The sequence below is a fragment of the Bremerella sp. JC817 genome (genome assembly GCF_040718835.1).
Lineage (GTDB): Bacteria > Planctomycetota > Planctomycetia > Pirellulales > Pirellulaceae > Bremerella.
The window spans coordinates 1-702 of sequence record NZ_JBFEFG010000082.1 but is presented as its reverse complement, the minus strand read 5'-3'; the positions used below and the strand labels follow the sequence as shown (position 1 = coordinate 702).

The 702-nt window shown below is 63.8% G+C and carries 1 protein-coding gene; it reads left to right on the top strand.

Going from position 1 to position 702, the window contains the following annotated elements:
* Positions 1-441 (top strand): hypothetical protein (locus tag AB1L30_RS00380; RefSeq protein WP_367011374.1); only part of this gene is annotated, 441 nt, incomplete at its 5' end.
* Positions 442-702: the final 261 nt, after the last annotated feature.

Here is a 702-nt window from a genome sequence, read left to right as displayed (position 1 = left end):
TTCAGTTTTTTGAAGAGTGCTGGCATGAACATTCGCGGGCGGGGCCGGGGTCGCCTCGGGTCGGTCCCTGGCGGATCGATCTCGGGCCGGGATGGTGGCCGGTCGGAACCTCGTCGGAGTCGGCGCCATGGGAGTGAAGGTCTCGGAGGTCTGGAAGACCACCGTCGGCCGGGACAAGCCCCGGATCGACTGGAAGGCCGAGCGCGAGAAGATCGACCTGGCCGCCGTGACGACCTCCCACCTCGGGCCGGCCCCGGGCCGCCGGGGCGAGAATCGCCGGCGTCTCTGGTGGAGATGCCCGTTCCACGAAGATTCCAACCCGTCGTTCTGCGTCGCCACACCATCGCGATGACCAATACGGACGCAACAATGGCCGTGTTCTGCCAGGTTGCCCCTTCCAAGGTTCCAAAGATCCAAAAGACGATGGCTCCGACCGGGTAAGCCAAGGTCGCGGCACCGACAACCCAGGCCGATGCCGTCCGAACGCCAGCCAGAATCGTCGGCGCGGCCAAGGGAAGCTCCACGATTCGCGTCGTCGATCGTTTCCATTCGCTTGCGCGTCAGCGGACCGGTGTCTTTGAAATTCGGCAGAGGTACCGAGATCCCTGAGCCCCAGCCCACCATGGTTGCCAGCAGAATAAACGTGATAACACGTTTACCGAGCGAGCCTTTCGCGTTGGAACGCTGCGGGGTCATCGACTG